Origin of the sequence: Mesorhizobium sp. M0633 (assembly GCF_040320645.1) — a bacterium.
Taxonomy (GTDB): domain Bacteria; phylum Pseudomonadota; class Alphaproteobacteria; order Rhizobiales; family Rhizobiaceae; genus Mesorhizobium.
This window is the reverse complement of sequence record NZ_JAMYQC010000001.1, coordinates 29,237-52,113: the sequence shown is the minus strand read 5'-3', so window position 1 is coordinate 52,113 and position 22,877 is coordinate 29,237. Positions and strand designations below refer to the sequence as shown.

Here is a 22,877-nt window from a genome sequence, read left to right as displayed (position 1 = left end):
TCAGCCGGCCTTTGCCATCTGCATCAGCGTGACACGGCTCTGCAGCCGGCGCTGTGCCTGGTCGACGACGACGGCGACGATGATGACGAGGCCCTTGATCACCATCTGCCAGAACGAGCTCACTCCCATCATCACCAGCCCGTCCGAAAGGATGCCGATTACGAAGGCGCCGACAATGGTACCGCCGATGGTACCGCGTCCGCCCGACATCGAGGTGCCGCCGAGCACTGCCGCGGCAATGGCGTTGAGTTCGAAGCTCTCTCCGGTCGCCGGATGCGAGGCCATCAGTTCGGACGAGATGATCAGCCCGACGATCGCCGCGCAGAAGCCGGAGAACATGTAGACGAACATCTTCACCATGTTGACGCGGACGCCTGAAATCCGCGCCGCCCGCTCATTGCCGCCGACGGCGAAGATGTGGCGGCCGAGCGGGGTGTATTTGGCGAGATAGGCCGCCCCTACCGCAACAACGACCAAGATCCATATGGAAACCGGCAAGCCGAGCAGCCGGCCGGCGCCGAGGTAGCCGAACCCTGTGGTGCCGAGTTCGGACTTGCCGACGAGATTGGGGAAAGTACGGCCGTCCGACGACAGCAGCGCCAGGCCGCGTGCGACATAGAGCACGCCGAGCGTGGCAATGAAAGGCGCAACGTTAAGCCTGGTGATCAGCAAGCCGTTGACGGCGCCGATCAATATGCCGACGGCAAGCGTGATCAGCGCGATCTCGAAGACGTTGAAATAGATGGTGTAGCCGACCTGCAGGTCGATGCCGTTGAGCACGAGGTAGCCAGCCACCATGCCGCACAGGCCGACGATCGAGCCGACCGACAGGTCGATGCCGCCGGTGATGATGACGAAGGTCATGCCCATTGCGAGGAATGCGTTCAGCGCCACGTGCTTCGACATCAGGATAAGATTGGCGGCCGATAGGAAATTGGGGGCGGCTATCGAGAAGAATAACAGCACGGCGATCAGCGCGATGAACGTCCTCGCCTTCATCAGCGTCAGCAGGACCGACCCGCCCGACATGGAGTTGACCGCCGCCTTGGCTGGGATGTCAGTCATGCGCCTTGCTCTCCGTGCGGGACCGGTCCGTGGCCGAAGGCCGAGGCAGCGACGAGTGCGGCCTCCGTCGCCTCGGCGCGGTCGAACATGCCGGTCAGTTTTCCATTGCTCATTACCGCGATGCGGTCGGACAACGCCATCACTTCGTCGAGATCGGAGGTGGCAAACAGAATCCCCAGGCCGTCGCGCGACAGCTTGCGCATGGTGCGGAACACGTCGGCCTTGGCGCCGACGTCGATGCCGCGGCTGGGCTCGTCCATCAGCAGCACCTTCGGGCCGGTGAGCAGCGCCTTGCCGATCACCACCTTCTGCTGGTTGCCGCCTGACAGCGACGAGACTTCCTGCGCCGGATCGGCGACCTTGATCGCCAGTTCGCGCACCGTCCGGGCCACCGCCTGTCTTTCGGCGGCACCGCGAATGTGGAACAGGCGCACGAACCGCGACAGGCTGGCCAGCGTCAGATTGCTGGCGACGGAGAGGATCGACACCAGCCCTTCGCGCTGGCGGTCTTCGGGGATCAGCGCCAGGCCGCGCCGGATGCGCCGCGTCGTGTCCCGCTCGTGCACTTTTTTGCCGGCAATGAATATCGTGCCCGTCGAATGGCCGCGGCGGCCCATGATGCAGTCGAACAGCTCGCTGCGTCCGGCGCCCATTAGGCCATAGATGCCGAGAATTTCGCCGGCGCGCAGCGATAGCGAGACGTGATCGACCGCAAGCCCGCCGGTGACGCGCGGCAGGCAAATGTCCTCGGCGCGGAATATTTCCTCGCCCGGCACGTGGCCGTCGGCCTTGGCGAAGTCCTTGGCGTCCGAGCCGATCATCTGCCGCACGATCCACTGGGTGTCGACGTCTTTCATCTCCGCCTGGCCGGTGATGCGGCCGTCGCGTAGCACCGTGATGGTGTCGCCGATGCGGATCAGCTCCTCGAGCCGGTGCGAGATGTAGACGATTGCCACGCCGCGTGCCTTGAGGTCGGCAATCACCTTGAACAGGATCTCGACTTCCGCCGCGCTGAGCGCCGAGGTCGGTTCATCCATGATCAGGATGCGCGCATCGAGCGAAACCGCCTTGGCGATCTCGACCAGCTGCTGCTGGCCGATGCGCAGATCCTCGACCAGCATGTCGGGCCGGATGCCGGCTTCCAGGCGTTCAAGGAACTCCGCCGCGCGGCGCTCCTGCTCCTTGCGGTCGATCTTGTGGAAGCGGTTGGTGATCTCGCGGGTGGCGAAAATATTTTCGGCGACAGTCAGATTGCCGAACAGATTCAGCTCCTGGAAAACCATGCCGATGCCGCGGCTCACGGCATCACCGGAAGACGAGAATGAAACCTCCTCGCCGTCCAGCAAGATGCGCCCGAGCGTCGGTTGCTCGACGCCGGCGATGATCTTCATCAGCGTCGATTTGCCGGCTCCGTTTTCGCCGACCAGCACGTTGACCGCGCCTTTGCGCACCTCGAAATTCGCCCGCTTGACCGCGACGGTGCCGGAATAGACTTTCGAGACGTCCTCCAGCTTCAGGATGACATCTTGATCGCCGGTCATGGCTTCGGCCCGATCTTTGCCTCCGCCGGCGTCACCAGCGGCAGGTCCTGGCCACTGCCCGGCGTATAGGCGCCAAGTACCTCGACGCTGCGGCCCTCGAGTGCCTCGCGCGGCAGCTTGGAAAGCACGGTCTTGTCGGCGTAGGCGTTGAAGGCCTTGCCGAACTGGGCGAAGTCGATCTGGTTGGTGAAATCGTTGAACTGGATGAAGTCGAGGCTGTCGCGCAGCGCGGTTCCGCGCATGGCGGGTCCGATCTGCACCCGCGCGTCCGCCTTGCCGTCGCCGTCGGCATCGATGTCCATCGTCGCCGCGCGTGACTGTGTGTTGGCTGCCACGACCTTGCCCTCGAGCCGAACCGCGAAGGTCCATGGCGAATTCGCCTGCTTTTTCGGATTGCCGTATTTGGCGCCGGCAGCGGCGGGATCGGTCTTGGCCAAGGCATGAACCTCGGGAAACGGCCCGGCCTTCTGCTGCAGATAGGGTATCACTTTCGCCGCCCAGATGTCCTCGACCATCTTGTCGGGATTGAACGCGGAGCCAGTGCCGCCGTTTTCCGCCGACGGCGTCGGCAGGATCTTGCAGGCGGTCAGGCTGCCTATTGCTGCGAGGAACAACGCGACAAAGATCGGCCGGGTCAGCGTGTTGAACATGTCGGCTCGTTCGGCATGGCAGTCAGGAGCACCCAAAGAAATGGAAGAAAGGGCGAAATGGAAGCAAGGGACGAACCGGAGGCTCGTCCCTTGCTGCTGATGTTACACCGGCTCAGTTGGTGAGCGCGAATGTCTCCAGCTTGGCGGCATTGTCGCCATTGACCAGGACGCAGTCCATCAGCTGCTTTTCCTCGGCCGGAGACTTCTTGTTCTTGATGAAGTCGTTGGCCTGCTCGACCGCCATCTGCGCCTGCGCGAAGGCCGGCTGCAGGACTGTCGCCTTGATGCCGCCGGAGGTGATCGAGTCGCGCACGTCGTTCGACCCGTCGAAGCCGACGACGATGACGTCCTTGCGGCCGGCAGCGGCAAGTGCCGCATAAGCGCCCATCGCCATCGTGTCGTTGCCGGAGATCACGCCCTTGATATCGGGATTGGCCTGGAGGATCGATTCCATCTTTGAATAGGCCTCGGTCTGGCTCCAATTGGCCGACTGCTGCGCCACCATCTTCAGGTCCGGATAGTCGTCGATGACGTCGTGGTAACCCTTGGAGCGGATGCCGGCATTGGTGTCGGATTCCTTGCCGACGAGCTCGACGAAATTACCCTTCTCGCCCATCAGCTTGACGAATTCCTGTGCGCCGAGCTGGGCGCCCTGATAATTGTTGGAGACGATCTGCGCGACGGCAACGCCGGTGGCATTGATCTCGCGATCGATCAGGAAGGAAGGAACGCCCGCGTCCTTGGCCTTCTGCACAGCGGCGACCGTGGCGTCGGCGCCGGCATTGTCAAGGATGATCGCCTTGGCGCCGCGGCCGATCGCCGTGTCGATCAGCTCGGACTGCTTGTTGGCGTCGTCGTCATGGACAAGCACCAGCGCTTCATAACCGAGTTCCTTGGCCTTGGCTTCCGCGCCGACGGCTTCGGCCTTGAAGAACGGATTGTCATGCGACGGCGTGATGATGGCAATGAGATCCGCCGCATAGGCGGGTGCGGCGGTACCAAGCGCCAGCATGCCGGCAAAAGCCGCAAGCGTCATTCTGCGTGTCAGTTTCATGTATTCCTCCCGTTGAAAATTCGTGCCTTGTCCCAAGGCTATATGCATTCGATTTCGTTAGCCGGCCGTAGGCGGCGGGTCGCGTCAGATTCACAAGCCCTTGGCCGGCTTCACCTCGACGGATCGCTCCCCCTATCCTCCACTCATCCAGCCCTGAGCCTGCTGCGAAGCTTGACGGTCCGATCCATCGAACAGCTAAGCCAACTGGTATAATGAGTCAATGACAATTTCAGGTGACATGTTCCGGAAGACGCGTCGGCGCTCCCTCAAGTGATGCGCTGAATGCTCGCGGCAATCTCCTCCGGTTCGAACACCCGTTTCCAGTCGTCGCGCATCAGTACCGGCTTGCCGAACTCTATCGCCTTGTTGCAGGCGTCGGAGAACACGCCTTTGGTTTCGCCGAAGATGACGGCGCCAAGCACGTTCATATGCCCAAGCAGGAAGTCGAGCGCCGCCTGCTTGTCGACCCCGCGCGCCACCACCTCGTCGACGGCCTCTTTCATGATGACGAGCAGCGAGGCGCACACCGTTTCAGAAAGGCCGGGCTCGAGCAGCGCCATCTGATCGACCGTGACGCGATGCGAGCGCATGACCGGCGCCCAGATGATCTTTGCGATCGCCTCACCCTTGGCGAAATCTTCCTCCGGTCCCTGCATCAAGGCGCTGACCATGTGCTGCTTGGCCTTGACGCCGCCGAAATAATCCTTCTTGGCCGCCATGTCGGTCTCGTCGTTGAAGATCGGCGGATGGCACGGGTGGGTGACGAAATAGGTCAGGTCCGGCCGCTTCGGCAGGTGGCCGGCGAAAGGTGCTGCGGCGTCGAGCACGACGACCATGGTGCCTGACGCAAGCTTGCTCTCGATACTCGCCGCAACCTTGCCGATATGCGTGTCCGGAACCGCCAGGATCACCACATCGGCGCCATCAAGCGCCTCATCGGCGCTGACGGCATCGATGCCGAGGCCCGACTTAAGCCGCTCGCGGCCGGCGTCGCTGACCTCGACATGGCGTATCGTATAGGGAGATCCGCGAAAATTGGTCGACAGACGGTAACCCATTTTGCCGCCCGCACCAAACAGCGCAATCGTTGTCATGTGTCCGTTACTCCTGAATTCCAACGACGGCCCTGCCGATCGTCATCCCATTGACTTGTGAGCACATTGCCGCCGGTTGGCGGATTAGAGAACGCAGGGGAGCCGCCGCTCAAATGACGATGCCATGGACGATGTCTCGGGCGCCCGGATGTCCAGCACAGCGCAGCTACGCGGAGCATGCTACCTTAGGTACACATTATACCAGCATACCAAATTGGCAAGCGGCCATGGCACGGCTCTGACCACTTGCTCGGTCGTCGTTTACCTCCTGTTCAACGGCAAGGAGCAATCATCGCGCTGAACCGCCGATCGGCGGGATGATTCGCAGCGAACAAAGGCCCATGCTCGAAACGTCACTCTACAGCCCGGTCAAGGCCTTCCTCGAAGGCCTGGGATTTATGGTCAAGGGCGAGATCGGCGGCTGCGATCTGCTGGCGCTGAGTGCCGACTCTCCACCGATCGTCGTCATCTGCGAGCTGAAGCTGAAGTTCAATCTCGAACTCATCCTCCAGGGCGTCGACCGTATGGCGGCGAGCGACGAGGTCTGGCTAGCGGCATGCATGTCGGCCCGTGGCAAGGGCCGTGAGAGCGATGTGAGATACCGCAATCTCTGCCGTCGGCTCGGCTTTGGCCTGCTTGGCGTGCGACCGAACGGCGAGGTTCAGGTGCTGCTCAGCCCGACGGCATTGGCTCCGCGTCGCGATCCCCGGCGCCGCTCGAAGCTAATTGACGAACATCGGCGTCGGCAGGGCGATCCTGTCGCCGGCGGCGGCTCGCGTGCGCCGATCATGACCGCTTATCGCCAGCAGGCGCTGGCATGCGCCGCAGCCCTCGCCGACGGCCCAAAGCGGCCGCGTGACTTGAAGCCCAACCTGCCGAACGCGCCTAAGATCCTGCTGCACAATGTGTATCGCTGGTTCGCGCGCACCGATCGCGGGATCTACGAACTGACCGCTCAGGGCCGTGAGGCGTTGCAGCGCTGGCCGCAGCCCGATCGCAGCCACACCGCTGCCTGAGACAGGCAACGCCGGATTTCGCGCCCTGCTTTCCGCGACAATCACGGCTTTCGGCAAGACATCACCTCGGTCACGGAACCATATTTCGACACGATGGTTTTGTCGTCACCGAATTGATCGTCCGCTGAGCAAACGGAAGGAACGGCCATGCGCCTATCGACGACAATTGCCACACTTTCGGCACTGGCCCTTGCCTCGCCGGTCTATGCGCAATCCGTGGGACCAGAGCTTGCCCCTGTCCCGCCGACGGCCCCGCAAACCCTGCCAGAGCAAGCCACGCCCGAAGGGACCACTCCCGACCAGGCTACACCTGACCAAGCCTTCTCCGCCCAGAATTTCACCGCAGTGACAATCGTGGCGATGGAGGATCTGCCTCCTGACATCAAGGCACAGGCGGAGGCCGTCGTCACTCAGACCAGCGCCGAGGATTTGCGCATCCTGCAAAGTTCGATCGACGCATCGCCGCAGGCGGCATCGGCGCTGGCGGCGAACGGGCTTAATTCCACGCAGGTCGTGGCGGCCAATATCGACGGCGACGGCACGCTGACGCTGATCATCCAGACGACGACGTGAGCGGCTGAAAGCGGACAAGCCGGCTCCGGCACGGAAACGAAGGCCGCCCGATCGCGGAGGACTGTCATGGCCGAGGCTGCAGTTCGCAACTTCACCATCAATTTCGGGCCACAACATCCCTCCGCTCACGGCGTCCTGCGGCTGGTGCTCGAACTCGACGGCGAGATCGTGGAACGCGCCGATCCCCACATCGGCCTGCTGCATCGCGGCACCGAAAAGCTCATCGAGTACAAGAACTACCTGCAGGCCTTGCCCTATTTCGACCGGCTCGACTACGTCGCGCCGATGAACCAGGAGCATGCATTCTGTCTCGCCGCCGAGAAGCTCCTCGAAATATCGGTTCCGAAACGCGGACAGCTCATCCGCGTGCTTTTCTGCGAAATAGGCCGGCTGTTATCGCACCTCCTCAACGTCACCACGCAAGCCATGGACATCGGCGCGCTGACGCCGCCGCTCTGGGGTTTCGCCGAGCGCGAGAAGCTGATGGTCTTTTATGAGCGCGCGTCCGGCGCCCGCATGCACGCGAATTATTTCAGGGTCGGCGGCGTGCATCAGGATCTGCCGTCGGAACTCCTCGACGACATCTGGAAGTTCTGCGATCCGTTCCTCAAGGTCTGCGACAATCTCGAAGAGCTGTTGACCGAGAACCGCATTTTCAAGCAGCGCAATGTCGATGTCGGCGTGATCGGCCTCGACGATGCCTGGGCCTGGGGCTTTTCCGGCGTGATGGTGCGCGGATCGGGCGCGTCCTGGGACCTGCGCAAGGCGCAGCCATACGAATGCTATTCGGAGATGGATTTCGATATCCCGGTCGGCAAGCATGGCGACTGCTACGACCGCTATCTCGTCCGCATGGAGGAAATGCGCCAGTCGGTCCGGATCATGCGGCAATGTCTGGAAAAGTTGCGCTCACCAGAAGGTCAGGGGCCGGTCGCGATCCCGAACCGCAAGATCACGCCGCCGCCGCGTGCCACGATGAAGCGCTCGATGGAAGCGACGATTCACCACTTCAAACTTTATACCGAAGGCATTCGCGTGCCGAGCGGTGAAGTCTATGCCGCCGTCGAGGCGCCGAAGGGTGAATTCGGCGTCTACCTCGTGTCGGACGGGGGCAACGTTCCCTACCGATGCAAGATCCGCGCACCTTCCTTCGCCCACCTGCAAGCGATGGATTTCCTGTCCCGAGGCCATATGATCGCCGATGTTGCCGCAATCATCGGCTCGCTCGACATCGTGTTCGGAGAAATCGATCGCTAGTTTAGCCAGGTCGCAGGATCTTCCCCGATCGCAGGATCATTCGTCGTTAGTAGCCGCGCAGGCAGGCCTGGACGGCGCTCGACGCCGGTCAGACGAAGGCTCTCACCTTCGGCGGGCCAGCTCAAATTCTCACATCAAAGACGGACGCATGGCCGCGACAAGGCGCAGCCAAGCGTCGAGGAGTTTCACAATCTGCGCGGCCCGACGGGGCACGAGCCCTTCCAAGTTCGGAAGCGCTCTCCACGGCGCGGAAAGAACGCGTGTTCCGCCGTTCCTCGTACCGCCTCAATGCACGATCAAGCCCTTCATCCAGGCAACAAATCTGTTGCCGCGAACTATCCCGCGCACCCTGGCAGCGGCCCATCTCGCTTGCATCGTAGCGCCGACATGGCAATGGCAGACGATTTGGTGCAACTGCCGGTCGCTCAGTTCGAAGAAGCGCTTTGCCTCACCATAGGTATCATCGCTGAGGCCCATGGCACGCAGAACCGGATCCTCAAAGGCGACAGTGAGCGGCGTCCCAGCGCCACGCGATCTGTCACGCGCTTCCCTGTTCATATATTCGGTGCCTGGAAGCGCCCCAAGGCATCGCGTCGGATTTTGTTCGAGAAGTTCCGCCCAACGTTCAATCCGCTGGGTTCGAGTCATCGCCGGATACGCCGCGAAGGACTCAACTTCCGCGACGGCCTGCAGTTGGTCGAGTGTTTGATGTTTCATGGTCGGCTCCTGTCGACAGGTGAATTCGCCCACGCCTACATGAGCAATTATCGCGCCATGGAGCGCTGACAAGGCCGGACCGTCGCAACATGAGGCGTACGGATCACCTGCCCGGTGAAGCGGCGCTCGAATTCCGACGCGCCCCCGCCTGTGTTCGATGTCGACCCGTTAACCGAACCCGTTTTCCGAACAGGAACTTTTGCGGAAGCTTGCCGTTTGGCTTTGCGTCCGCTTCGGCGGCTGCATATCAGTCTTGAAAGCAATTCCGTTGGACACGAAGCCTCAACGCGTCGAACAAGACGTCGAGCCTGTAAATGAAACCCGGGAGCAACCGGCCCCGGTTCGAGAATCTCGTGAGCGATCGGCAGAGCCCCGGCAGGAAAAACCCGACGGGAATGCCTCGCAACGAAAGGCCGGTCTGCTCGGCTTTCCCAGGCGCCATCCCTATGCGGCCGCAGCCATCGCGCTTGCGCTGTTGCTCGTCGCGGCAGGCATCGCGATCTGGTGGCTGAACGCTCGCCAGTACGAATCGACCGACGACGCCTTCATAGATGCGCGCACAGTGACGATCGGTGCGCAAATAGCCGGCCGCATTACCGAGCTGGCGGTTACCGACAATCAGCATGTACAGGCGGGCGATGTCCTCCTGCGTATCGACGACAGCGACTATCAGGCAAACCTGAAGCAGGCCGATGCCGGCGTCGCCGCGGCCGAGGCCGAAATCGTCAATGTCGCCGCCCAGATCGAGGCTCAAAACGCAAAGGTAAACGCTGCCCAGAGGCAGGTTGCACAGGCCAAGGCAGCGCTGGATTTCGCCAAGGCCGAGGATCAACGCAATCGCGAACTCCTGGCCAGGGGCACAGCAACGCAGCAGCAGGCGCAGCAGGCGGCATCGACGTTGCGTCAGGACCAGGCCGCGCTGGACAGCGCCGAGGCCAATGTCGCCTCCGCAAAAAGCCAGGTTTCGGTCTTGCAGGCACAGGCCAGGAGCGCCGAGGCGCAGCTCGAGCAGGCAAAGGCCAGCCAGGAGCAAGCCCGCACGACGCTGTCGCGCACGACTATCACAGCACCCGCAGCCGGGCGCGCAACGAGCATTTCCGCCGCTAAGGGCACCTACGCCCAACCCGGCCAGGTATTGATGATGTTCGTTCCCGACGAGGTCTGGGTGAAGGCCAATTTCAAGGAGACGCAGCTCGATCTGATGCGGCAGGGACAGCCGGTCGACATCGACATCGACGCCTACCCGGACAAGTCCTTCCATGGCCGCGTCGACAGTATCCAGGCCGGCAGCGGCACCGCCTTCAGCCTCCTGCCGGCCGAAAATGCCACCGGCAATTACGTCAAGGTGGTGCAGCGCGTGCCGGTCAAGATCGTCTTCGACAAGCCGCCGGATGTGCTTCTCGGGCCAGGCCTGTCGGTGGTGCCGACGGTCAAGGTGCGATGAACGGCGAAACCACCAGAAATCAGGGCGAAAGCCGATCCGCCGCCGGGACACACAATCCGTGGCTCATCGCCGTCGTCGTCTCCATCGCCACTTTCATGCTGGTGCTGGACACCTCGATCGCCAATGTCGCCCTGCGCAACATCGCCGGCAGCCTGGCGGCCGGAATGGATGAAAGCACCTGGGTGATTACCACCTATCTCGTTGCCAACTCGGTGATCATTCCGGTCAGCGGCTGGCTGGCAAGCGTCATCGGCCGAAAGCGCTACTACATGCTCTGCGTGGCGACCTTCACCGTCGCGTCGCTGCTGTGCGGACTGGCGCCCAACCTGGAACTGCTCATCCTGTTCAGGGTCCTTCAGGGCCTCGGCGGCGGCGGCATGGCGCCAAGCGAGCAATCGATCCTTGCCGACACCTTTCCGCCTGAAAAGCGCTCGCAGGCCTTCGCGCTTTACGGCATTGCCGTCATCGTCGCACCGACGGTCGGGCCGACGATCGGCGGCTGGCTGACCGACCATTTCTCCTGGCACTGGATCTTCTTCATCAACGTGCCGTTCGGCATCCTGTCGCTGGCCCTGGTGCAATGGCTGTTGGTCGAACCGGACGTACTCGAACGCGAACGCAAGGAACGGCTGAAGGGCGGCCTGAAGATCGACGGGATCGGGTTCGTCCTGGTGGCGACGGCCTTGGGGTGCCTGGAGATTTTTCTCGACCGGGGCCAGCGCTACGATTGGTTCGCCTCGGATTTCATCACCACTTTCGCAGTGATTTCCGCGATCGCGTTCCTGCTGCTTATCCCATGGGAGCTCAGTCGCAGCGATCCGGTCGTCGACATGCGTCTATTGTTCACGCGCCAGTTCGGCACGGCCTTCCTGGTCATGATGGCGGTCGGTGCTATCCTGTTCAGCACCACCCAGATCGTGCCGCAGCTGCAGCAGACGACATTTGCCTACACCGCGACGCTCTCGGGCCTTTCGATGATGCCGGGCGGCATCGCCATGCTGATCTTGATGCCGGTGTCCGGATTTGTAGGCAGCATCGTGCAGCCCAAATATCTGATCATGATGGGCATGTCGGTGGTCGCAGTGGCCCTCTGGCATATGACCTCGCTCACCCCGGACGCCAGCTTCCGCTTCTTTGCCTTTGCCCGTGTTTTCCTGATGGTCGGGCTGCCGTTCCTGTTCATTCCCATCTCGACCGCGGCCTATGTCGGCCTGCCCCCGCAGAAGACCAACCAGGCATCGGCGCTGATCAACGTTGCACGCAATATCGGCGGCAGCATCGGCGTCTCGCTGTCCAACACCGTCATTGCGCAAAGCTCCCAGATCCATCAATCGAATCTGGTCGGCCACACCGTGCAGTCGTCGCCCGCCTATCAGCAGGCGCTTCGGCAGGCGACCGAGCATTTCGTCGCCCAGGGTTCGCCGATGGTCGAGGCGAAGCAGCAGGCGATCGGCTGGCTTGGCCAGTTGATCGCCCGCCAGGCCACGCTGCTCGCCTATGTCGATGTCTTCCGCTACTGCGCGGTGGCAACCGCCCTGCTCGTTCCACTTGCTCTGCTGCTGCGATCAAGCAAGTCGGGCAGCAGACAGGCGAATCCGGAGATGGGCTGACCAGAAGGCGGGAACCAGCTGACCCATTGCGTTGTTCTGCGCCAAGAGGAGATGATCACGATGGCCACTATTCCCACACCCGAGCCAACCCCGACCCCGGTGCCGCCGCCTCCCATCCCCGATCCCAAGCCCGTGCGTGAGCCGGACCCCGACAGGCTCCCCGACGAGGACCCCATTCCCAATCCGGATGAAAACGATATTCCGCCGAAGCGGGCGTTCAATATCTAGCCTATTAGATTTCGAGCACAGCGTAGGGGCGGCCGGTCGGCTTGGCGACATGCATGGCAACGTTATAGACCGACGCCCCGCCCGGTGTGCGGCCCTCGTAGGCGCCGCGATGCGCATGGCCATGCACCACCGCGCTGACCTGGAACCGGTCTATTGTCTCGGCCAGGCGTGACGAACCGAGAAACGGGAAGATCTCCAGCGGCTCGCCTTCGACCGTCTCGACGACAGGCGCGTAGTGCAGAACGACAAGCGTGCGTTTGGCGCGGACCTGCCGCATTGCGTTTTCAAGCCGCATCGCTTCGTTCACGCTTTCCGCCACCATCGACTTGATGGCCGGTTCGCCGAAGGAGCCGAGCATGCGCGATCCAAAACCGCCAACGAAACCCTTGACCCCGACGAACCCGACCTCGTGAATCTCCGTCGCCTCGCCGTCGAGCAGGTGAACGCCCGCCTGGCGCAGAATGTCGGTGACCTGCTCGACGGCGCCTGACTCATAGTCGTGGTTGCCAAGTACGGCGACGACCGGGATCGTGCAGGCACGCAGTTCCTCGGCAAGGATTTCGGCCTCCCGAGGCTTGCCGAGGTTGGTAAGGTCGCCGGTCAGCACGAGAACCTGGGCTGCACGCGACATCTCGCCGAAAAGATCGCGGTACGAGGCCTGGTCCTCCTTGCCGACATGCAGATCGCCAATGGCGGCGACTTTGAGTGCGCTGCCGTTTTCCGCCTTCGGCGAAGCAGTTTCGAGCTCGTCAGCCATTGCTATGTTCTCCTTCACCGCCGACGTCGGCAAAACCCCAGTCGTTGACGTCGATCTCATAGTCAGTTCGTGAAAGCATGCGCCCACGGCAGATTTTCATCCGGGAAGGTGGCAATTCGCGCTGCTTGGCCAGCCGGTCAAGCAGCTCGTCGAGCAGCCAGGCGGGCACGCGGCCCCGCTCCGTCGGATAGATCCATCGGAAGTTCAAGAGATGCATCAGCAGAACTTCCCAATGAACTTCCATGTAGGAAAGCAGCCTTTGCCAGTCGATCTGGTCGTGGGCCTTGAGGATGGTGTGCGCGACGTCGGCACCATCGTGGCGACCGCGGTCCTGGATGAAACTTTTGGACCAGATAAGCTCGGTGGGCCCGATGATCCGCACCTGGCTGCCCAGCAATTCGCCCTGACGGGCGTGCTCCAGCCACTGGTCGTCGACAGGCATTGTGCCGTTCATCGAGGCGAAAATGACGTCGAAAAAATGGGTGCCCTTGAACACTTTGCCCAGCCACCGGTCGTCCTCGACCACGACGGCGTAGCCGATCTGCTTAAAATGGGCGAGGATGCGTGGGCAGTCGCCGGCCTTGCAGAAAATGTCGAGATCCTTGGTCTGGCGGATGATCCCGGTATAGGCGCTTACGGCATAGGTGCCGGCGACGAGAAAGGGGATGCCGGTCGCGACAAGTTCGCGGATCGCTTCGATGTAAAAGACCTCCGCCTCGGCATTGCGAAGCGTCGGGGCGGCTTTTGGATCGACCGACGGAACGGATGCCGGGATAGCACTTTCCGGTGGGGGATTAATGATCATAGCAATGGCTCCTGGCCCGGCAGACCAGCAGCCGCCTGTATCTAATAGCCAAGCATGCCCGATGGTTCCCGCCGTTACGCGGCACTGCCGCTCTCGCCTGCTGCATCAGGCGGACACGCCGCCGTGGCAGGCCTTCGAAGCGGTCATGGTTGTCGGCTGCGGCGCGGCCCTAAAAGGATATGTGAGCGGTCATTTTTGGCGTCAAGATCGCAGCGCGGTCAGCCTCAAGGGCGTCGAGGCGGAGTAGGCCCGCTATCATCCTTGGGTCCGGAGAGGATTGGCTTCAACATGGTTCCCGAGCTGTCGGAGGCGCTGCGCACCCGGCGCAACAGCCACCTGAGCGCCCGCGGCCAGACCGACTCTGTTTGCCGGAAAGCTGCAGGCGGTGTGGCGAAAAGGCCATTCTCCATTTTGTAGTCCCTCACTGTCTCAGTCCAATCAGCGTTCTTCAACGAGCAAAGCTTGTGTTGGTTCCGCGTCGCCATCGGCGGGAGCACGGGCTGGACAGGCGAAGTCATCATTGGTGGGTTCGAGCGGGCTGGCCCTCTGCAGCGAAATCAGTGGCCTCGGCGATCAAGTCGCGGAATTCAGCCCACTAGCCGGCGGGATTCAGCTCGTATCCTGATGCGCCGGCTCTGGACACGACCCGCGAAGGCTGAAATTGTGATCGGCATTTTCCAGTTGCAAATTTGGTTGGGCTCGGCGGGGATGGCGCTGGTTTCTGAAGACATTGCCAGCCATCCGGCACTGCGTCGCCATGTCCAGGCTCAGTCGCGGACGCTTCTCTAGACCTATGAAGCGAACCCGCGGCTGGCATCCGTATTCGCCACGCAACAGCGTTGGCTGATGGCCCATATCGGCCTTGGCTTGTATTTCAATCGAGAGCCGGACGGTCATCGCAAGGGACTTACGTCCGCACGGTTCATGGACGACATCTGCCGGCATTCGGTGGCCAGCCGCAACACCGCCGATGCCTTCCTGAAGGAGATGCTGCATTACGGTTTCATCCGGCATCTGCCGATTAAATATGGGCGCATCCGCCCCTTTGAGCCGGCCGCGGGCACTCTGGAGACGGTTGCCGGCTGGGTCATGGCTCATCTCAAAACGCTGGACAGCCTGGACGGTGTATCTCGACTGGCTGCATTCGTCGTACAACCGGATGTGCTCGCCAAACTGCAGCCGCTGGTGGCCGACGGCCTGCTTTCGTCGCATGCCGTGCGGCAGCCAAAACAGACTTTTTCCTTGTTCACCTGGCTCGACAATGGCGGCATCGTCATGGATTGGCTGATGTCCGGCGTCGACCCCGATCATGCCGACCTGGACCGAATCCCGACCGGTGTCGTCTCAATCGGAGATTTCGCGAACTGGCTCAAGCTTTCCCGCACTCACCTGTCACGCAAATTGCGCGATGCCGAGGAACTCGGCAGCATCGGCTGGCTGGGCCAGCGCGGTCACTCGGTCATGTGGGTGTCGAGCGAGTTCTATCAGGAATACATGACCGCCCAGGCGGTCAAGCTCGCCATCATCGATGCAGCCTTCGACAATTGTGTTGTAACTTCCGAAACCAGCTGAACCGCGAGCCGACCGCCGTCGTGGCAGCCTTGGCGCCGCCGCGACGGAGGTCTGGCTTTTCAATCGATGTCGAACGACACGCCCTGCGCAAGCGGCAGCGCTTTGGAATAATTCACCGTATTGGTGGCGCGCCGCATATAGGCCTTCCAGGCATCGGACCCCGACTCGCGGCCGCCGCCGGTCTCCTTCTCGCCACCGAAGGCACCGCCGATCTCGGCCCCTGACGTGCCTATATTGACGTTGGCGATGCCGCAGTCCGATCCGTCGACGCTGAGAAAGCGCTCGGATTCCTGCAGGTCGCGGGTAAAGATCGAGGATGACAGCCCCGCTCCCACCGCATTGTGTTCTTCTAGCACGGTGTCGAAGTCCGAATATTTCATCACATAGAGGATGGGCGCGAAGGTTTCCTCCGTCACCGGCGAAACCTGCCGCGGCATTTCAACCAGCGCCGGACGCACATAGTAGGCCTCGGGGTGACCGTTCTCGACCCGCATTCCGCCGGTTATCTTACCGCCATGCGAAGCCGCCTCCTCCAGCGCCTTCTGCATATTCTCGTAGGCAGCCTTGTCGATCAGCGGGCCAACCAGAGCGCTTGTCTCCAGCGGATTGCCGACCGAGACGCTCTCATAAGCCTTCTTCAGGCGCGGAACGAGCTGGTCATAGACGCTCTCATGCACGAACAGGCGCCTGAGCGTCGTGCAGCGCTGGCCGGCCGTGCCCATGGCGCCGAAGGCGATAGCGCGGAGCGCCATGTCCAGATCGGCCGTCGGGCAGACGATGCCGGCATTGTTGCCGCCGAGCTCCAGCACCGCACGGGCAAAGCGCTTCGCCAGCCGTGGGCCGACATCCCTGCCCATGCGTGTCGAGCCGGTGGCCGAGACCAGCGGCACCCTGGGATGGTCGACCAGGATCTCGCCGACGGCGCGATCACCGATCAGCACCGGCGCCAGCCCTTCCGGCGCATCGCCGAAACGTTCTGCTGCGCGCTTGAAGATCGCTTCGCAGGCGAGCGCCGTCAGCGGTGTCTTCTCCGACGGCTTCCACACAACCGCGTCGCCGCAGACCAGCGCAAGTGCCGCGTTCCACGACCATACCGCCACCGGAAAGTTGAAGGCCGAAATGACGCCGACCACGCCGAGCGGATGCCAGGTTTCCATCATGCGATGGCCGGGACGCTCGGTGGCGATGGTCAGGCCGTACAATTGCCGAGAAAGACCGACGGCGAAATCGCAGATGTCGATCATCTCCTGCACTTCGCCAAGACCCTCGGATGGGATCTTGCCAACTTCGATCGATACCAACCGGCCAAGCTCGGCCTTGTGTGTGCGCAACTCTTCGCCGAGCAGCCGCACCAGCTCTCCGCGCTTGGGAGCTGGCACCTGCCGCCACGCCAGGAAAGCCTTGTGGGCATTGTCGATGGTCGTTGCCGCATCGGCCGGCGAGATGGTCTTCAGCGCGGCGATCTGCTCGCCGGTCACCGGGCTGCGCACGATGAGGTCGCCGCCCGTAAGCGCGCCCTCGGCAACGCCCAGTTTCGCCAGAACCCCGGCCGTTTCCTTCGCAATCGTCATTTCGTTTCGTCCCTTTCAGATCCCGTCGCTCATATGGCGTCGGTCCAAGCTTTTCGCCATACCGGTTCCTTGCCGGTCGGCATACCAGGCGCTGTCATGGCGTGGCATTACGCGTTTCAGGGAGAAATCGCCACCCCGGCATGGTCCAAGCCGGCGTCCGACTGTTGAACCAGCCAGATAGAGCGAACTAGCGTGCCGTCTTGGCGGCTTCCGGCACGGCGCTTTCTTTCATCAGCCGGTCGATATGCATGCGGATATGCGCTGCCTCGGCGGCCGTATTGGCAAGCGCGATGGCGCGGTCGAAAGCGACGCGCGCCTCCTCGCCGCGGCCAAGCTGCATCAGCAGTCCGCCCTTGAGGCCGAAGAAATGGAAATAGCCGGAAAGCCTTCCCTCCAGCGGCTCGATCATGGCGAGTGCGGCTTCCGGTCCACGCACCTTGGAGACCGCGACGGCGCGGTTGAGCGTCACCACCGGCGACGGCTGCATCTGCTCGAGCAGGCCGTAGAGCAGGTCGATCTCGTTCCAGTCCGTGTCCTCGGGCTTTTCCGCCCGCGCATGCAGTGCGGCGATCGCCGCTTGCACCTGGTAGGGACCGGGCTTGCGATGGCGCAACGCCTTATCGACCAGCGCCAGGCCTTCATCGATCATCTTGCGGCTCCACAGGCTGCGGTCCTGGTCTTCGAGCAGCACGATCTCGCCGTTCTCGTCGAAGCGAGCCGGCGAGCGTGCATGCTGCAGCAGCACCAGCGCCGTCAGCCCCATGATCTCCGGCTCGGTCTGGAACAGCCTGAGCAGCAACCGGGCCAGCCGGATCGCCTCTTCGCAAAGCGGCGCACGCGCCGAAGCCTCGCCGCTGTTGCTGGAATAGCCTTCGTTGAAGATCAAGTAGACCATGGCGGCGACGGCGGCGAGCCGTTCGGAGCGCTCGACCGCTCCCGGCGTCTCGAACGGCACCCCGGCGTCGGCGATACGCGCCTTGGCGCGCGTGATACGCTGCTCCATGGCGCTTTCACCGACGAGGAAGGCGCGGGCGATCTGCTTGACCGTCAGGCCGGAGACGATGCGTAACGCCACCGCGATCTGCTGTGTGGCCGGCAGGTCGGGATGGCAGCAGATGAACAGCAGCCGCAAAATATCGTCGCGATAATGCGCGCCGTCCAGCCGCTCGGCGACGTCGCTCTCGGCATCCTCCAGATCGGAGATCTGGTCCTCCTCCGGCAGCGGCGCCTGCTTGGCGCGCTTGCGCACCGCATCGATGCCGCTGTTGCGGCCGACGAAGATCAGCCAGGCTGCCGGATCGCGCGGAGGACCGTTTTTCGGCCAGTTGTTCAGTGCCCTCAGGCAGGCGTCCTGGAATGCTTCCTCCGCCGCGTCGAGGTCGCGGAAGTAGCGCAGCAATGCCCCCATCACCTGCGGGCGAGCGGTGCTGATTGCTGTGCTGATCCAGGCGAGTTCGGTCATGCGGAAACCTTGGCGGGATTGAAGAGCGAGACCGGCCGGATTTCATAGGAGCCGCCGCTCGGGTTGACCTCGGAAAGCTCGCGCGCGAAGTCGACGGCCTCATCGAGGTCGGCGCATTCGAGCGTGTAGAAGCCGAGGAACTGTTCCTTGGTTTCGGCAAACGGGCCGTCGATGACCACCGCTTCGCCCTTGATCTTCCTCAGCGTCGTCGCCGCCGTCGTCGGCAAGAGCCGCGCCACCGGGCCAAGCCGTCCCGCCTGGGCATATTTTTCCTGCACGCCGAGGAGTTTTTCCATGACCGCATCATCCTGCTCCTTGCTCCAGGAGCAGACGACGTCTTCAGAGGCATAGCAGAGGATCGCGTAGAGCATGGGTCGTCCTTTTCTCTGTCAAAGGACGAAACACTAGGACCGATCCCGACACCGCGTCGACAAAAAAATACGCTCCGTCCGGTGTCCCAGCCCCTAACTGAAATGTGGAATGCTTTCTGCTGCAAAAGTCGGTCGCATAACTTCGAATTTTTGCGACTGACTTTGCGGCAGGAACTTCCCTGAAAATTCAACGCCATCGATTTTGTCGCAAAACTTAGGAGTTTCGCGACACCGGAATCGATGCAATCGAGAAGTTGATGAACGTCGGATTCTCTCCAAAGAGCGGACGGTTCTCGCGTCGTCATCCCAGGCTGCCTATGATGCGGCATGGAAGCAAAAGTGTTCATTCGTGACGATGGCGAAACAGACGCAACGGGGGTTACGGATTCGATTCCATGGTGGAGCTTTGCGAAGACGGCGCTCTCGGTTGCTCTGTTGCGCCTGTCGGAACGCGGCAAGATCAACCTCGACGAAGCTGTCGAGGGGAAATCTTTCACACCTGCCCAACTCCTACAGCACGAGGCGGGGTTACCAGACTACGGTTCCCTTCCGGCCTACCACGCCGATGTTGAAGCGGGTCGTTCGCCGTGGTCTGTTGATGACCTGTTGAATGCAGTCGAAGCGGATCGGCTGCGATACGAACCCGGTCAAGGGTGGGCCTATTCGAACATCGGCTACCAGGAGGTCGCCCGATTGATCGAGGAGGCAACGAATGTCCCTCTTTCCGAGGCTCTTTCCAACCTCGTATTCATCCCTGCCGAACTCGCCACGGCCCGGCTCGCCCTCACTCCGGCTGATTTAGCAGACGTGCAGATGGGCGACGCGATCGGCTACCATCCGGCCTGGGTCTATCACGGATTGGTTGTCGGCACGGCGATGGATGCGGCCCGACTTCTTCGCCATCTACTCGCCGGCAATTTGGTCGACGGGAACGCGCTGTCCAGAATGCTCGAACACAGGCCGCTCCCGCAATTCCGCTCTGAACTCCATCCCGATCCAGCATACGGATTGGGGCTGATGCTGCGGGCAACGAACCCGCTCGCCCATCCCATCGGTCACAGCGGAAGCGGTCCCGGAAGTCGAATTGCCGTCTATGGGCAGCAGGGGAGAACATGCGTCGTTTGGGCAACCGCCGCTTCAAGCACCATTCCCGAGGCGGAAGTTTTCCGTGCCTTGGAAAACGGCGGCTTTTGACACCCCCACCCGAAGCCGATCGGCCGTTTTCCAACCTTCCGCGATCTTGCCGTATCGCGAAATTCCCGATTGAAGCGACAAAATAACCGGCAAATGCCGATTAGGCAGATTGCAGAACGCGCATTTCAACATGCAGTCCGGCCGCGACCACCATGTTGACGAGGGTGTCGAGGGCGAACAGGTTGATCTTACCGCGCAGGAGATCGGACACGCGGGGCTGCGTCACGCCGAGATGGCGCGCGGCTTCGACCTGCGTCCAGCCCTTTGCCCGGATATGCTGTTCCAGCGCCATCATCAGTGTGGAGCGGAGCTTCATGTTCTCTGCTTCGGCGGGGGTGTCTTCGATGGCGTCCCACACGCTTGCAAAAGTCTCGTTGCTCATTGGCCTAACTCCTTCATCAGATCGCCGTAGCGTTTCGCCGCCAGGTCCAGATCCATTTTGCTGGTCTTCTGCGTTTTCTTCTGAAAGCAATGCAGCACGTAGACCGCATCGGCGACTTTGGCGATGTAGATCAGCCGGAAGGCGCCGGCTTCGTCCCGAATCCTGATCTCCTGCACACCCTTCCCGATTGTCGCCATTGGCTTCCAGTCGGTTGGAGGTTGCTCATTCTGTACCTTGTCGAGCTGGTAGCCCGCTTCGCGCCGTGCCGAGTTCGGGAAAGCGCGCAGATCATTGAGGGCGCTGCCCCGGAACTTGAGCATTTTCATGCGGCGACTATACAAAAATTTGTATAGTCGCCGCAAGCCTCTTTTCTTCGGGCTGCATCAAGGGCTACTTGTCACCTTGCCGCACCCAGATCTGGATGCAAATAGTGCAAAAGTCAGGATTTTCGCGACACGAAGACAGCGGCTTTCGACCTCGAAGCGGCCATGACGGTCGGCGCAATCCGTGGTCAGGCAGGAACGTAAGTCAACCTGATGACCTCCCCGCCGACCCGATCGCTGGCCACAAGGCGGAGCGGCGGCCGAGGACCGGTGAAGAAGGGCTTGCCGTGACCAAGCACCACTGGGTGAAGGTAAAGACGGTATTCGTCGATCAGACCTAGGTCAGTCAGGCTTTGCGCCAACTCCGGTCCGGAAGCGGAAATCTCCCCTGTAAGCTGGGTCTTTAGCCCGCGTATTGCCACCTCGACGTCATCCATGACAAGCGTTGCGTTAGGGCCGACCGACTTCAACGAGCGGGACACGACCCATTTCGGCTGGCTTCGCCACGCCATCGCGAAGTCGCGTTGCTCGGGGGTCCACTCAGGATGGTTGTCATCCCAATAGCGCATGACTTCATACATGCGTCGACCGTAAATGCTGCCTGTCAGGTCGCGGACGTGGTCGATCCAATGACGAAAGAGAGCAGGATCAGGTCCAAATTCCTGATGGTCGACATAACCGTCGAGGGAGAGGTTCATTCCAAAAACGAGCTTCGCCATGCCGTAAGTTTCCGTGCCGGTCAGGGTATGATGGCCACCCTACTGCGTCATTCCTTTGTCGCGAAAATCCCGATTAAAGCGACAGTTTTGCGATTGAATTTTGCGACGCCGCAAAATGGGACATTTTGCTACAATCGGGTGCGCAGAATGCCGCACGAGGATATTTTCGGCAAGAAGATCGCCCAGCACACCAATGCTGCAAACGGATTCGGCACCTCTATCTGCTTGGTTTCCACATTTCGGTTGAGAGGTGGGTCCCGGCGTCAGCCCTCTCTCGCCTTCAGCCATCTCAAGACCAAGGCCTCCTCGTCGTCGAGCCCAGCGATCGAGCGCTTGCCTTTGTTGGCATCCGCCATTTCGTCCAGCAGCCGTCCTTCGGACCAGGCGCGGAACACTTCCGGATGGATGTAGCATTGGCGACAAACCGCGCGCGTATTGCCGAGCCGCTCGGCAACCTTGTCGATGACATTGTTCATCACCCGCTTTTGCTGCGCCTGGCTTTCCGGACGCTCGGTTTGCGCAAACAGCGACGCCGCATGGATGGTGCCACCCCAGGTTCTGAAGTGCTTGGAGCTGAACTCCGCTCCGGCGTTCTCCCTGATATAGCGGTTGACGTCGTCTGAGCGCACCGGATGCCTGTTTCCGTCCTCGTCGAGATACTGGAACAGTTTTTGGCCCGGCAGGTCCTGCGCTCCGCGCACGACCTTGGCAATCCGGCGATCGACAAGCTTCAATCTCCATTCCTTGCCGGATTTACCGATGAAGGCAAAACGCAGGCTCGAGCCCTTGATGTCGACATGGCGGTCACGCAGCGTGGTCAGCCCAAAACTCCTGTTGTAGCGGGCATAGGCGGCATTGCCGACACGGATCATCGTGTTGTCGAGCAGCCAGACGATAGCCGCAACGACGCGTTCCAGCGGCAGGCCGTGACGGCGCAAATCGACGTCGATCTGCCGCCGCAGTTCGGGCAGGCTTTCGGCGAAGGCGATCAGGCTCGAATATTTGACGCCGTCACGCTCCTCCGCCCAGTGCGGGTGATAGCGGTATTGTTTGCGGCCGCGCTGGTCCCGACCGGTCGCCTGGATGTGACCGTCGGCATCCGGCGAGATCCACACATCCGTCCAGGCCGGTGGAATGGCGAGCGCCTTGATGCGTGCCAGCGCCTCCCCGTCGACAATCCGCCCGTCGGGTCCTTTGTACGAGAACCCCTTGCCCGAACGCAGCCGGCGAATACCGGGTTCAGTGTCGGTGACATAGTTGAGCGAGGCCCGAACGGCCGAGGCTTGCGCGCCGTTCTCCAGCCCTCCGTTCTGCGGCACCCCGTTTTTTGGTGCAGCTTTCCTCACAGCCGATCGGCCAGACGACGATCCGGATTTGTCCAGCATGTCCTCTCCACGGAATTTCCGTAGATAAGCCGCTTGCCGGCTGCGGGTTCCAACGCCTCTTGATCTCTTGGTTCCAGAACAGCCTAT

General features: G+C 61.8%; 22 protein-coding genes and 1 pseudogene. 8 read left to right on the top strand and 15 right to left on the bottom strand.

Going from position 1 to position 22,877, the window contains the following annotated elements; genetic code table 11:
• The 5 genes from NKI47_RS00215 to NKI47_RS00195 all read right to left on the bottom strand — a co-directional run bounded on the left by NKI47_RS00215 (position 1) and on the right by NKI47_RS00195 (position 5,404).
• A complete protein-coding gene (locus NKI47_RS00215) occupies positions 1–1,065 on the bottom strand; it encodes an ABC transporter permease (protein ID WP_352586639.1) in 1,065 nt (354 codons plus the stop codon).
• Positions 1,062–2,606 carry a sugar ABC transporter ATP-binding protein gene (locus NKI47_RS00210; protein ID WP_352586637.1) on the bottom strand — a complete coding sequence of 515 codons (1,545 nt, stop codon included), beginning with the start codon at positions 2,604–2,606 and terminating at the stop codon, positions 1,062–1,064. Before NKI47_RS00210 ends, NKI47_RS00215 begins: the two co-directional genes overlap by 4 nt.
• Positions 2,603–3,256, bottom strand: coding sequence for a DUF2291 family protein (locus tag NKI47_RS00205; protein ID WP_023675476.1), 654 nt, complete (start codon positions 3,254–3,256; stop codon positions 2,603–2,605). The genes NKI47_RS00210 and NKI47_RS00205 overlap by 4 nt, the downstream gene beginning before the upstream one ends.
• A gap of 112 nt (positions 3,257–3,368) precedes the next feature.
• Entirely contained in the window at positions 3,369–4,310 is a 942-nt protein-coding gene (locus NKI47_RS00200; RefSeq protein WP_023675475.1) for a D-ribose ABC transporter substrate-binding protein, read from the bottom strand.
• Between the two features lie 266 nt (positions 4,311–4,576).
• The gene (locus NKI47_RS00195) at positions 4,577–5,404 is read right to left on the bottom strand and encodes a phosphogluconate dehydrogenase C-terminal domain-containing protein (protein ID WP_352586635.1); all 828 of its coding nucleotides are present in this window, start codon (positions 5,402–5,404) and stop codon (positions 4,577–4,579) included.
• Between the two features lie 341 nt (positions 5,405–5,745).
• Between NKI47_RS00195 and NKI47_RS00190 the strand changes: the two genes are divergently transcribed.
• The 3 genes from NKI47_RS00190 to NKI47_RS00180 all read left to right on the top strand — a co-directional run bounded on the left by NKI47_RS00190 (position 5,746) and on the right by NKI47_RS00180 (position 8,250).
• The gene (locus NKI47_RS00190) at positions 5,746–6,420 is read left to right on the top strand and encodes a DUF2161 domain-containing phosphodiesterase (protein WP_352577760.1); all 675 of its coding nucleotides are present in this window, start codon (positions 5,746–5,748) and stop codon (positions 6,418–6,420) included.
• 147 nt (positions 6,421–6,567) lie between these two features.
• Entirely contained in the window at positions 6,568–6,993 is a 426-nt protein-coding gene (locus NKI47_RS00185) for a hypothetical protein (RefSeq protein WP_352448156.1), read from the top strand.
• A gap of 66 nt (positions 6,994–7,059) precedes the next feature.
• Positions 7,060–8,250, top strand: a complete 1,191-nt coding sequence (locus NKI47_RS00180; RefSeq protein WP_352586633.1) for an NADH-quinone oxidoreductase subunit D — start codon at positions 7,060–7,062, stop codon at positions 8,248–8,250.
• Positions 8,251–8,535: 285 nt separating this feature from the next.
• Here NKI47_RS00180 and NKI47_RS00175 read toward each other — a convergent pair whose 3' ends face one another.
• Complete coding sequence (locus NKI47_RS00175) at positions 8,536–8,967, bottom strand: hypothetical protein (RefSeq protein ID WP_023675469.1); 432 nt, start codon at positions 8,965–8,967, stop codon at positions 8,536–8,538.
• A 475-nt stretch (positions 8,968–9,442) separates the two neighbouring features.
• Here NKI47_RS00175 and NKI47_RS00170 point away from each other — a divergent pair, with 475 nt between their 5' ends.
• Genes NKI47_RS00170 through NKI47_RS00160 form a run of 3 tightly spaced genes read left to right on the top strand, consistent with a single transcriptional unit; the run spans position 9,443 to position 12,249 of the window.
• Positions 9,443–10,411, top strand: coding sequence for an HlyD family secretion protein (locus NKI47_RS00170; protein WP_352586631.1), 969 nt, complete (start codon positions 9,443–9,445; stop codon positions 10,409–10,411).
• Positions 10,408–12,021 carry a DHA2 family efflux MFS transporter permease subunit gene (locus NKI47_RS00165; protein WP_352586629.1) on the top strand — a complete coding sequence of 538 codons (1,614 nt, stop codon included), beginning with the start codon at positions 10,408–10,410 and terminating at the stop codon, positions 12,019–12,021. Before NKI47_RS00170 ends, NKI47_RS00165 begins: the two co-directional genes overlap by 4 nt.
• Before the next feature lie 60 nt (positions 12,022–12,081).
• Entirely contained in the window at positions 12,082–12,249 is a 168-nt protein-coding gene (locus NKI47_RS00160) for a hypothetical protein (RefSeq protein ID WP_084640998.1), read from the top strand.
• A 4-nt stretch (positions 12,250–12,253) separates the two neighbouring features.
• Here the strand turns inward: NKI47_RS00160 and NKI47_RS00155 are convergent, their stop codons facing one another.
• The gene (locus tag NKI47_RS00155; RefSeq protein ID WP_023675466.1) at positions 12,254–13,006 is read right to left on the bottom strand and encodes a metallophosphoesterase family protein; all 753 of its coding nucleotides are present in this window, start codon (positions 13,004–13,006) and stop codon (positions 12,254–12,256) included.
• Complete coding sequence (locus NKI47_RS00150) at positions 12,999–13,811, bottom strand: nucleotidyltransferase family protein (protein ID WP_352586627.1); 813 nt, start codon at positions 13,809–13,811, stop codon at positions 12,999–13,001. The genes NKI47_RS00155 and NKI47_RS00150 overlap by 8 nt, the downstream gene beginning before the upstream one ends.
• Before the next feature lie 708 nt (positions 13,812–14,519).
• On the opposite strand from NKI47_RS00150, the pseudogene NKI47_RS00145 reads away from it, so the two are divergent.
• Positions 14,520–15,383 (top strand): annotated as a pseudogene (locus tag NKI47_RS00145) (hypothetical protein).
• Positions 15,384–15,442: 59 nt separating this feature from the next.
• Here the strand turns inward: NKI47_RS00145 and amaB are convergent.
• The 3 genes from amaB to NKI47_RS00130 form a co-directional block, all read right to left on the bottom strand.
• Entirely contained in the window at positions 15,443–16,954 is a 1,512-nt protein-coding gene (gene amaB / locus NKI47_RS00140; RefSeq protein WP_352586625.1) for an L-piperidine-6-carboxylate dehydrogenase, read from the bottom strand.
• A 187-nt stretch (positions 16,955–17,141) separates the two neighbouring features.
• Entirely contained in the window at positions 17,142–18,416 is a 1,275-nt protein-coding gene (locus tag NKI47_RS00135) for an RNA polymerase sigma factor (RefSeq protein WP_352586623.1), read from the bottom strand.
• The gene (locus NKI47_RS00130; RefSeq protein ID WP_023675462.1) at positions 18,413–18,787 is read right to left on the bottom strand and encodes a YciI family protein; all 375 of its coding nucleotides are present in this window, start codon (positions 18,785–18,787) and stop codon (positions 18,413–18,415) included. The genes NKI47_RS00135 and NKI47_RS00130 overlap by 4 nt, the downstream gene beginning before the upstream one ends.
• 327 nt (positions 18,788–19,114) lie before the next feature.
• Between NKI47_RS00130 and NKI47_RS00125 the strand changes: the two genes are divergently transcribed.
• Positions 19,115–19,981: a serine hydrolase domain-containing protein gene (locus NKI47_RS00125; RefSeq protein ID WP_352586621.1), complete on the top strand. Its 867-nt coding sequence runs from the start codon at positions 19,115–19,117 to the stop codon at positions 19,979–19,981.
• A 100-nt stretch (positions 19,982–20,081) separates the two neighbouring features.
• On the opposite strand, the gene NKI47_RS00120 is transcribed toward NKI47_RS00125, so the two are convergent.
• The 4 genes from NKI47_RS00120 to NKI47_RS00105 form a co-directional block, all read right to left on the bottom strand.
• Positions 20,082–20,363 carry a helix-turn-helix domain-containing protein gene (locus tag NKI47_RS00120; protein WP_352586619.1) on the bottom strand — a complete coding sequence of 94 codons (282 nt, stop codon included), beginning with the start codon at positions 20,361–20,363 and terminating at the stop codon, positions 20,082–20,084.
• The gene (locus NKI47_RS00115) at positions 20,360–20,689 is read right to left on the bottom strand and encodes a type II toxin-antitoxin system RelE/ParE family toxin (RefSeq protein WP_352586617.1); all 330 of its coding nucleotides are present in this window, start codon (positions 20,687–20,689) and stop codon (positions 20,360–20,362) included. Before NKI47_RS00115 ends, NKI47_RS00120 begins: the two co-directional genes overlap by 4 nt.
• A gap of 185 nt (positions 20,690–20,874) precedes the next feature.
• Positions 20,875–21,405, bottom strand: coding sequence for a dihydrofolate reductase family protein (locus NKI47_RS00110; protein WP_352586615.1), 531 nt, complete (start codon positions 21,403–21,405; stop codon positions 20,875–20,877).
• A 263-nt stretch (positions 21,406–21,668) separates the two neighbouring features.
• The gene (locus NKI47_RS00105) at positions 21,669–22,790 is read right to left on the bottom strand and encodes a DNA topoisomerase IB (protein WP_352586613.1); all 1,122 of its coding nucleotides are present in this window, start codon (positions 22,788–22,790) and stop codon (positions 21,669–21,671) included.
• Between the last annotated feature and the right edge of the window lie 87 nt (positions 22,791–22,877).

Coding starts and splice junctions, on each gene's coding strand:
- NKI47_RS00105 (WP_352586613.1), bottom strand. CDS start 22,790: ATGCTGGACAAATCCGGATCGTCGTCTGGCCGATCGGCTGTGAGGAAA.
- NKI47_RS00135 (WP_352586623.1), bottom strand. CDS start 18,416: ATGACCGAACTCGCCTGGATCAGCACAGCAATCAGCACCGCTCGCCCG.
- NKI47_RS00180 (WP_352586633.1), top strand. CDS start 7,060: ATGGCCGAGGCTGCAGTTCGCAACTTCACCATCAATTTCGGGCCACAA.
- NKI47_RS00185 (WP_352448156.1), top strand. CDS start 6,568: ATGCGCCTATCGACGACAATTGCCACACTTTCGGCACTGGCCCTTGCC.
- amaB (WP_352586625.1), bottom strand. CDS start 16,954: ATGACGATTGCGAAGGAAACGGCCGGGGTTCTGGCGAAACTGGGCGTT.
- NKI47_RS00190 (WP_352577760.1), top strand. CDS start 5,746: ATGCTCGAAACGTCACTCTACAGCCCGGTCAAGGCCTTCCTCGAAGGC.
- NKI47_RS00195 (WP_352586635.1), bottom strand. CDS start 5,404: ATGACAACGATTGCGCTGTTTGGTGCGGGCGGCAAAATGGGTTACCGT.
- NKI47_RS00205 (WP_023675476.1), bottom strand. CDS start 3,256: ATGTTCAACACGCTGACCCGGCCGATCTTTGTCGCGTTGTTCCTCGCA.
- NKI47_RS00200 (WP_023675475.1), bottom strand. CDS start 4,310: ATGAAACTGACACGCAGAATGACGCTTGCGGCTTTTGCCGGCATGCTG.
- NKI47_RS00150 (WP_352586627.1), bottom strand. CDS start 13,811: ATGATCATTAATCCCCCACCGGAAAGTGCTATCCCGGCATCCGTTCCG.
- NKI47_RS00110 (WP_352586615.1), bottom strand. CDS start 21,405: ATGGCGAAGCTCGTTTTTGGAATGAACCTCTCCCTCGACGGTTATGTC.
- NKI47_RS00130 (WP_023675462.1), bottom strand. CDS start 18,787: ATGCTCTACGCGATCCTCTGCTATGCCTCTGAAGACGTCGTCTGCTCC.
- NKI47_RS00215 (WP_352586639.1), bottom strand. CDS start 1,065: ATGACTGACATCCCAGCCAAGGCGGCGGTCAACTCCATGTCGGGCGGG.
- NKI47_RS00125 (WP_352586621.1), top strand. CDS start 19,115: ATGGAAGCAAAAGTGTTCATTCGTGACGATGGCGAAACAGACGCAACG.
- NKI47_RS00210 (WP_352586637.1), bottom strand. CDS start 2,606: ATGACCGGCGATCAAGATGTCATCCTGAAGCTGGAGGACGTCTCGAAA.
- NKI47_RS00160 (WP_084640998.1), top strand. CDS start 12,082: ATGGCCACTATTCCCACACCCGAGCCAACCCCGACCCCGGTGCCGCCG.
- NKI47_RS00155 (WP_023675466.1), bottom strand. CDS start 13,006: ATGGCTGACGAGCTCGAAACTGCTTCGCCGAAGGCGGAAAACGGCAGC.
- NKI47_RS00115 (WP_352586617.1), bottom strand. CDS start 20,689: ATGAAAATGCTCAAGTTCCGGGGCAGCGCCCTCAATGATCTGCGCGCT.
- NKI47_RS00165 (WP_352586629.1), top strand. CDS start 10,408: ATGAACGGCGAAACCACCAGAAATCAGGGCGAAAGCCGATCCGCCGCC.
- NKI47_RS00175 (WP_023675469.1), bottom strand. CDS start 8,967: ATGAAACATCAAACACTCGACCAACTGCAGGCCGTCGCGGAAGTTGAG.
- NKI47_RS00120 (WP_352586619.1), bottom strand. CDS start 20,363: ATGAGCAACGAGACTTTTGCAAGCGTGTGGGACGCCATCGAAGACACC.